A 7,724-nucleotide genomic window follows, 5' to 3' on the forward strand; every position below is an offset into this window, starting at 1 on the left:
TCATCCCAACCATGCGCGCTTAAGCTGTCTGCGGCATTTTTCTGCGGAATGCAGAAATTGAAATGCTTTCACTTCAATCTCGGAAATTCTAGGCGTGTCCGGAAGCCGTGATCGAACTTGGTAGTCTCCGGATGTGCAAGCCTCATGGAAGTTAGTGAGATAGTTCCCAACATAATCGCTTTGTATGGGATCGTTCCCAAAAAGGGCCTCTACAATTCCAAACAAGAATCCCATTCGACCATTGATAGCAGCGACGCGCTTCTCTTGGTCTAGGCCTTCACCGGGAAGCGACCAATATTCAACTGCAAGTGCGCGGGTTTCTTCAACAACGTTTTCAATGCGTTTTAGATCAGAATCCCGCTGACTTTCTTTTCTTTCACCGTTGGCAACGATGCGATTAAAAAAATGGTGCAAAAAATTTGCACCAATTGCAGAACTGGCTCCAATGAAAGCGGCCAAGAGGGCTGAATAGTCAGCCACAGATTATGCTACACTTGGCGTCACTACCGCGCCTCGCACATATGATTCAATTAGCTTAACAAATCGCTGAAAGCCCGGCTGTTTCGCGATAAAGGTAAACGTTGCCAAAACTTTTTCCGGGCTATATCCATCAGTTCTAACCAGCCCACCGAACGCTTCTTCAAGGAAGGAAGACGGGTAACCTAACGCACCATCGAGGATCACCTCTGCGGTTTTATTTGCCTTCAAAACGGGCAAAAGAAATTTCTCACGGAAGGATGTTCCGTTGCCTTCACCATCCTGAGGGTATCTTCCACCAGGAAACTTCGTAAAGTCTATGGCGATATTGATAATATCAGTCATGATTCTACCTCTTCTAGTGCCTTGCCCGCAGGGATCGTCCATTCAATCAACGTGCCACCGATATGTAGCATCTCGTCGCGTCTTTCGATGCACTTACCATCAGAATATAGCACTGAACCGTTTGCACTCAATAGGCGGACTTTCGCACCCGTAATGAGATCAACAGGCGTTACCACATCCTTTAGACCTTTGCCGTGCCCGCCACTCATAGATGTTCGTGATACGTCGATAGCAGCTTCGATTATTCTAGAATGGTCGTTCAATGCTTGGCTGATGGCGGGCCCGACCAGCGGAACAGCCTGAATTTTTTCTCTTACTTTTTCCCAATGCTTCCAGCGAGGCAGCGTTTCTGGAATTCCAACACCTTGATCATAAACAAGAAACTTCACGGCGTCGTCCTTTGGGTTATAGCTGCAAGTGGCCCACCAACGCTTGCCCGCAATGGGATATTCAAATTTATGGCCTTTTGGGTAAGCGTGTAGAACTGAATTGTAGGCCGCTTCAGTTAATGCTCCGTAAATTGACGGGTCTTGGCTAAACACCTCGGCGATTTTGTGCATGTAGTTCCTTATTTCGCCAAAAAGTTCACCTTGAACTGAGCTTGATGAAATAAAGGGGATCACGGTAATATGATCATTCCGACCTTCTTCTGGTACTTCGAAGCTAACGTTTACATTAAGAAGACCGAAAAAGCCCAGATCGCAAAGGATCCTCTTAACGCTAGGATTCCATCTGTCGGTGTTGCGCAAGCGTAGGTTCGTCCGCTTTATGCGGCGCCAACGATCAATTTCTGCCGCAAGCACTAACGCGCCAGCAACTGAAATATGTTTTATTGGTTCAAAGTCCAAAAAGGTTCGTATCTTGTCTTTCTGGGGTCGCAATGCAGAGCGTTTTAGTTCCTTTAAGCAGGAAACGGTTTCACTATAATTTTCCGAGAAACTAAATATCTTGGGTGGCACGATGCGCTTTTCGTGCCATTTGAGGCGCTTTTCTGCTGTAGTGCGATTTCTCCGACGGATAGTTTTCTTATGCGTTTTATGGGCGCGATGTGAATCTTTGAGCAAAATAATCCGTGGAAAGAATTTCAACCGGTAATCCTATTCTTGCTCTGTATGGTAAAGTAAAGACGCTAACATCACTGATTTGGGAGTTCAATTTCAACTTTTGGTGCTAGATTTAAAATTATATGTGTCCCTGCATCCACCCTCTCCCCGCGTACGCATTAAAATCCGGTTAACAAAAATACCAAAACCCATACATATCAATATCTTATAAAAATGTCCGCGCGCGGGCATCTGGGGCGTTTTCGGCCCTCGCGCGCCCTGATATACTCGCCCCATGCCCAGCCTCTGCCGCGCCTGTCTTAGTATTTTCACACCCGGCCCCGGCCCGGCCCCGAAAAGATGCCCGACCTGCCGCTCACCTCGCATCCTCTCCCACCCCGAGCTTTCAGCCCTTTCCATCGCCCACATGGATTGTGATGCCTTTTACGCCAGCGTTGAAAAACGCGACCACCCCGAATATCGCGACCTCCCCCTCATCGTAGGCGGCGGGACGAGGGGGGTCGTTTCCACCTGCTGCTATATTGCCCGCATCAAAGGGGTCCGCTCGGCCATGCCGATGTTTCAGGCCCTCAAACTCTGCCCCGAGGCCGTGGTCGTGAAGCCCAGAATGGCGGTCTATGTGGCCGTTTCCCGCGAAATCCGCGCGATGATGGAGGCCCTGACCCCTGCGATCGAGCCGCTCTCTTTGGATGAGGCTTTTCTGGACCTGACCGGCACCGCCCGCCTCCACGGCGCGCCGCCGGCCGTTTTGTTGGCCAGGCTGGTCAAAGATATGGAGGAAAAACTGGGCATCACCGGATCAATCGGGCTGTCACACAACAAGTTCCTCGCCAAAATCGCGTCCGACCTTGATAAACCGCGCGGCTTTTCGGTGATCGGAAAGGCCGAGACCGAAGCGTTCCTTGAGCCGAAATCGGTGTCGATTATCTGGGGCGTCGGCGCCGCCTCACGTGCTGCGCTGGAAAAGGCAGGAATCCGGACCATTGCCGACCTGAAGCGCTGGGATAGGGTGGATCTCTCGGCCCGTTTTGGCAGCATGGGCGACCGTTTGTGGCACCTTTCACGCGGTCAGGATGCGCGGCGGGTCAGCCGCGACGAGCCGATGAAATCCATTTCCAAAGAGACCACCTTCAACGAAGACATCGCCGACCGAGAGCTGCTGAAAGGCCATCTCTGGCGGCTGGCCGAGCAGGTTTCAGATCGGGCCAAGGCACGAGATATGGCGGGGCGGACGGTGACGCTAAAACTGAAATCGGCGGCGTTTGCTTCGGTCACGCGCCGCCACAGCCTGTCTTCGCCCACCCAAACCTGCGACCGGATTTACCGCGAGGCCGAGGCCTTGCTGGCGGCCTATAAGGACGAGGGGCCGTTTCGGCTGATCGGGGTTGGGATTGCCGATCTGGGGCCCGCGTCTGCGGCCGATACAACCGGCGATTTGCTGGACCCCGATGCAGGCAAACGCGCCGCGGCCGAGGCGGCGACGGATAAAATTCGCGCCAAGTTTGGCCATGACGCGATCATCAAAGGCCGCGCGCTACGCTAAAGCGGATAGCATGCGTTTGACGATATCACGCGAGCACGCGGATGGGCGCGCCGGATTGAAACGCGCGCAAGGCCTCAACCGTTTGCTGGTAAAACAGCCGGAACGTCGCCTCGGTTGTATAGCCAAGATGCGGTGTAAGCAGCAGACGCCCGGACGAGATTAGCGCCGTATCGTGAATGGGGTCTTCCGCCGGTAAAGGCTCGGTGTCAAACACATCTATGCCGGCCTTCGCGGGATGACCACGATGCAGGCCGGCGATCAGCGCTGCGGCATCATGGATTGGCGCGCGCGAAGTGTTCAGGAAAACCGCCCCCGGCTTCATTGCGGCAAAGGCGGCGGCGTCGATCAATCCGCGCGTACGGTCCGACAGCACAAGGTGAACCGATACCACGTCCGAAACCGCCATCAACTCGGGCAAACTGGCCGCGCGGGTGACGCCCAAATCAGAACAACACGTATCGGTCAGGTTGCTGGACCAGGCGCTGACCTCCATTCCAAAGGCGCGGCCGAATGCGGCCATCTGTGCGCCGATGTTTCCAAGGCCTACCAGCCCCAGCCGCAAACCTGCCAGATCGCGACCAAGGCCGGTTTGCCAGCCACCTGCATTCAGGCTTGTTACCTCGGGCAGCAAGCGGCGGTTGAGGGCAAGCATCATTAGGACGGCCAGCTCGGACGTGGTGGTTTTGCGGGACTCGGTGCCGCAAACAGTAATGCCGCACGCTTTGGCGGCAGCAAGATCAATGCTTGCGTTGCGGGGGCCGGTGGTGACGACCAGCCGCAAATTGGGCAAGGCGTGCAACAACGCCGCGGGAAGGGGGGTGCGTTCACGCATCACGCAAATCGCCTCATAGGGTTGCAAACGCGCGATCAAGGCAGCGGGATCGGCAAGAGTATCATTGTATACCGTGATTTCGCCAAGCCCTGACCAATCTGCCAAAGCCGCCGCAGAATTGGTATAGTCGTCAAGTATAGCGATTTTCATAAGCGGCCCCCCGATTGTTGCGGGTATGTGGCGGGCGGTAAGGCAGTCTGTCAAGCATATGCAAACGGCCCGCCAAACAAATGGCGGGCCGAATTTGGTGCCAAGCCGGCACTTACATGGATGGCATCAGAACCTTGTCGATCACATGGATCACGCCATTCGAGGCCTCGATATCGGCGGTGGTGATGTTCGCGCCGTTTACCTTTGCGCCGCCATCCAGCGTGATGGTGATTTCACCGCCTTGGACAGTCGGGGCCATCATGCCTTCGGTCAAATCTGTCGACATCACTTTGCCAGAGACAACATGATAGGTCAGAATCGAGACAAGCTTGTCCTTGTTCTCGGGCTTGAGCAGGTCCTCGACTGTGCCTGCGGGCAAGGCGGCAAATGCCTCATCCGTTGGTGCGAACACTGTGAAGGGGCCTGGGCCTTTCAGCGTGTCAACAAGGCCTGCGGCCTGCACGGCTGCGACAAGCGTGGTAAAGCTGCCCGCGCCTACTGCGGTATCAACGATATCCTTGTCGGCGGCAAAGGCAGCCGTAGACATCAGCGAGGCAGCAGCGGTGAGGGCGATAAAAGTTCTGCGGATCATTGGTCGTCTCCCTTAGATTTGGTTCAATGCCAAAATGGCTTGGCATAGGGGAAACGGTTGGGCGCACTGATTGGATCAGGGTCAAAATCGCGTGGGCCGGGCTCGACGACAAAGCCGCCTGCGCTAAGCAAGGGCGGCTTAGGATTTCCAGTAAACTCAATGTGACTAGAAAAAGTATTAATTCAGGCCCAAAGCGTCACTTACAATGCTTTCCAGCAATTCGTTCACGGGTTCCATCGTGCCAGTATAGGTTTGATGGCTGACAGTGACGGTGCCTGCGGTTTCCGGTTGTTCATAGATGCGGATGGCATAGGGGCAGTAGTTAAAGTTCAGGGGATCGGCCTCCATCACCTGACGGCTGACAGTGGCCGAGCAGAATTCGTAAACATCGGCGCCAAGGAACAGCACTTTATCGCTGCCAACATCAGCGCGGGTGCGTTCCAGCATATCGCCGGTATGGGAAACGTGGTCGATCACCAGCCCTTTGGCAAGGATCGCGCTTTCAATCGCAAAGCTCACATCCTCGAATGGTTCGTCTGTGGTGTGGTTTGTAAACTCTTGCGCTGTGGCGTTGGTAGCAACAAGGGCAAAGGCGAGGGCTATATATCTATACATTGTCATCCTCCGGTGTGGTTTGCAGTCTTTCGCATTCTGTCGATTGAATATGTATATTGCAAGGGCGCGGGTGGCGCGGCCATGTTTCAACCCTGTGTCGGGAATGTGAGACAAGTTTAGGTGATTTCTTAAAAAGTTCGGCTATCTTGACACGAGATCAGGAAACAAGGGCACGCAACATGAAGAATGGGTTTTATGGCAATCTGAAATGGTCGGATGTGACGCCAAAGGCGCAGTGGATCAACCGGCGCAGTTTGTTGGCGGGTGCTGGCGCTGTGATGGTGGCTGGCGCGGCGCGGGCGTCGATTGAGACCGTGCCAAGCGCATTCTCGACTGATGCCAAGCCGAACACGCTAAAAGAGATTACGACTTACAATAACTTTTATGAATTTGGCACAGGCAAGGAAGATCCGGCAAACAACTCGGCCGCATTTAAGCCACAGCCTTGGTCAATCAAGATCGACGGGATGGTCGATAAACCCGGCGACTATGACCTTGCCGATATTCTGGCTGGGGTGACGTTGGAAGAACGGATTTACCGGTTCCGTTGTGTCGAGGCTTGGTCGATGGTGATCCCTTGGAACGGGTTTGAGCTGGCGACATTGCTGAACCGCGTGGGCGTGCAATCGGGCGCCAAGTTTGTGGCTTTTGAAACCGTGGTCCGTCCCGAACAGATGCCGGGGCAGCAAAGCAGTATTATTGACTGGCCATACCGCGAAGGCTTGCGGCTGGATGAGGCAATGCACCCGCTGACGATTTTGGCGACCGGGATTTATGGCGAGGCGCTGCCAAACCAAAGCGGCGCGCCCATTCGATTGGTCGTACCGTGGAAATACGGCTTCAAGTCGATCAAGTCGGTTGTACGGATCACGCTGACCGACACGATGCCCGCGACCAGTTGGAACATGATCAACCCGCGCGAATACGGATTTTACAGCAACGTGAATCCGCAGGTCGATCACCCGCGCTGGTCACAGGCATCCGAGCGGCGGATAGGTGGTGGCTTGTTTGACAGCCGCGTCGATACCCAGATGTTCAACGGCTATGGTGATCAGGTGGCCCAGCTATATTCGGGCCAGGATTTGGCCAAGGATTATTAAGCCGTGGTGCAAACCTTGAACAATGCCCTGCGTCGGGTGCCGCCCCTTGCTATATATATAGTGGGGGCGTTGCCCTTATTATGGCTGGTTTGGCTGGCAGTGAACGGTGGGCTGGGGGCCGACCCTGTTAAGGCCTTGGAGCATCAGCTGGGCAAGTGGGGGTTGCAGCTGATGGTTGCCGTTATGCTGGTAACGCCGTTGCGGCGGTTAACGGCGATCAACCTGATCCGCTATCGCCGTGCACTCGGGCTGTTGGCCTTCTTCTATATAGTGTTGCATCTGGTTGTATGGGTTACCCTCGACTTGCAGTTCCGATGGGCCGAGATTTGGGCCGATCTCATCAAGCGTCCCTATATTATGGCGGGGATGGCGGGTTTTGCCGTGATGATCCCCTTGGCAGTGACATCGAACAACGCCTCAATCCGGAAACTTGGCCCGAAAACATGGCAAAACCTACATCGGCTAACCTATTTTGCGGCGATTGCGGGGGCTGTTCATTACCTTTGGTTGGTCAAAGCCTGGCCGCCGGAGCCGATTATCTACCTGATTTTGATGATTTTCCTTGTCATGACCCGATTGATTCCCCGTTCGGCGCGGTGATTCACCGTTATTCCGGCCAGGATTCGGAGGCCCATCAAAGTCGAAGGTTACTTTTGCCAAGCATGCGTCCAAAATCGTACCATAAATTGCGCAAGTACGATGAAGTTTCGCAATATTTGGTAAGGGAAAAGAAAGTGTCATCTTTCTGTCTTTTTCCTCTTGCGGGTTTTGATTGATGTACCTAAAAGCTGGCTTACCGAAACGAAGACGGTTGGAAACGATCGGGACGTAGCGGCGATGGGCTGGAAGGGTTCAGGAAATACTTGGAGATACGGCGGTTGGTTGCGCTAAGATTTAGCGCGGTCAGTTGTTTTTGTCTTCTGCTCTTTGAAATTGATAGTATCTGAAGAGATATGTGGGCGGTTTGGACGTTTCGATGTTTAACCGACGCATATCGGCCTAGTAG

Annotated in this window: 9 protein-coding genes; 3 read left to right on the forward strand and 6 right to left on the reverse strand. The window is 54.0% G+C overall.

Annotated features, from left to right (window positions below; translation table 11 throughout):
* The 3 genes from AKU79_RS02680 to AKU79_RS19165 are packed head-to-tail and all read right to left on the reverse strand — an operon-like array spanning position 1 to position 1,910.
* Positions 1 to 480 (reverse strand): hypothetical protein, encoded by a 480-nt coding sequence (locus tag AKU79_RS02680; RefSeq protein WP_050522040.1) that lies wholly within the window; start codon positions 478 to 480, stop codon positions 1 to 3.
* A gap of 3 nt (positions 481 to 483) precedes the next feature.
* A complete protein-coding gene (locus tag AKU79_RS02685) occupies positions 484 to 822 on the reverse strand; it encodes an STAS-like domain-containing protein (protein WP_082223900.1) in 339 nt (112 codons plus the stop codon).
* Complete coding sequence (locus tag AKU79_RS19165) at positions 819 to 1,910, reverse strand: hypothetical protein (RefSeq protein ID WP_156209410.1); 1,092 nt, start codon at positions 1,908 to 1,910, stop codon at positions 819 to 821. The genes AKU79_RS02685 and AKU79_RS19165 overlap by 4 nt, the downstream gene beginning before the upstream one ends.
* Positions 1,911 to 2,160: 250 nt before the next feature.
* Here AKU79_RS19165 and AKU79_RS02695 point away from each other — a divergent pair, with 250 nt between their 5' ends.
* A complete protein-coding gene (locus AKU79_RS02695; RefSeq protein WP_050522042.1) occupies positions 2,161 to 3,429 on the forward strand; it encodes a DNA polymerase IV in 1,269 nt (422 codons plus the stop codon).
* A gap of 25 nt (positions 3,430 to 3,454) precedes the next feature.
* Here the strand turns inward: AKU79_RS02695 and AKU79_RS02700 are convergent, their stop codons facing one another.
* The 3 genes from AKU79_RS02700 to AKU79_RS02710 all read right to left on the reverse strand — a co-directional run bounded on the left by AKU79_RS02700 (position 3,455) and on the right by AKU79_RS02710 (position 5,618).
* Complete coding sequence (locus AKU79_RS02700) at positions 3,455 to 4,411, reverse strand: D-2-hydroxyacid dehydrogenase family protein (RefSeq protein WP_050522043.1); 957 nt, start codon at positions 4,409 to 4,411, stop codon at positions 3,455 to 3,457.
* A 112-nt stretch (positions 4,412 to 4,523) separates the two neighbouring features.
* On the reverse strand, positions 4,524 to 5,003 hold the full coding sequence (locus AKU79_RS02705) for a fasciclin domain-containing protein (protein ID WP_050522044.1): 480 nt from the start codon (positions 5,001 to 5,003) through the stop codon (positions 4,524 to 4,526).
* A gap of 177 nt (positions 5,004 to 5,180) precedes the next feature.
* Positions 5,181 to 5,618 (reverse strand): DUF302 domain-containing protein, encoded by a 438-nt coding sequence (locus AKU79_RS02710; protein WP_050522045.1) that lies wholly within the window; start codon positions 5,616 to 5,618, stop codon positions 5,181 to 5,183.
* A gap of 179 nt (positions 5,619 to 5,797) precedes the next feature.
* Between AKU79_RS02710 and msrP the strand changes: the two genes are divergently transcribed.
* Positions 5,798 to 6,718 (forward strand): protein-methionine-sulfoxide reductase catalytic subunit MsrP, encoded by a 921-nt coding sequence (gene msrP, locus AKU79_RS02715; RefSeq protein ID WP_050522046.1) that lies wholly within the window; start codon positions 5,798 to 5,800, stop codon positions 6,716 to 6,718.
* A gap of 3 nt (positions 6,719 to 6,721) precedes the next feature.
* Positions 6,722 to 7,318 (forward strand): protein-methionine-sulfoxide reductase heme-binding subunit MsrQ, encoded by a 597-nt coding sequence (gene msrQ, locus AKU79_RS02720; protein ID WP_050522047.1) that lies wholly within the window; start codon positions 6,722 to 6,724, stop codon positions 7,316 to 7,318.
* Positions 7,319 to 7,724: the final 406 nt, after the last annotated feature.

This window comes from Pseudorhodobacter wandonensis (assembly GCF_001202035.1).
GTDB lineage: Bacteria > Pseudomonadota > Alphaproteobacteria > Rhodobacterales > Rhodobacteraceae > Pseudorhodobacter > Pseudorhodobacter wandonensis.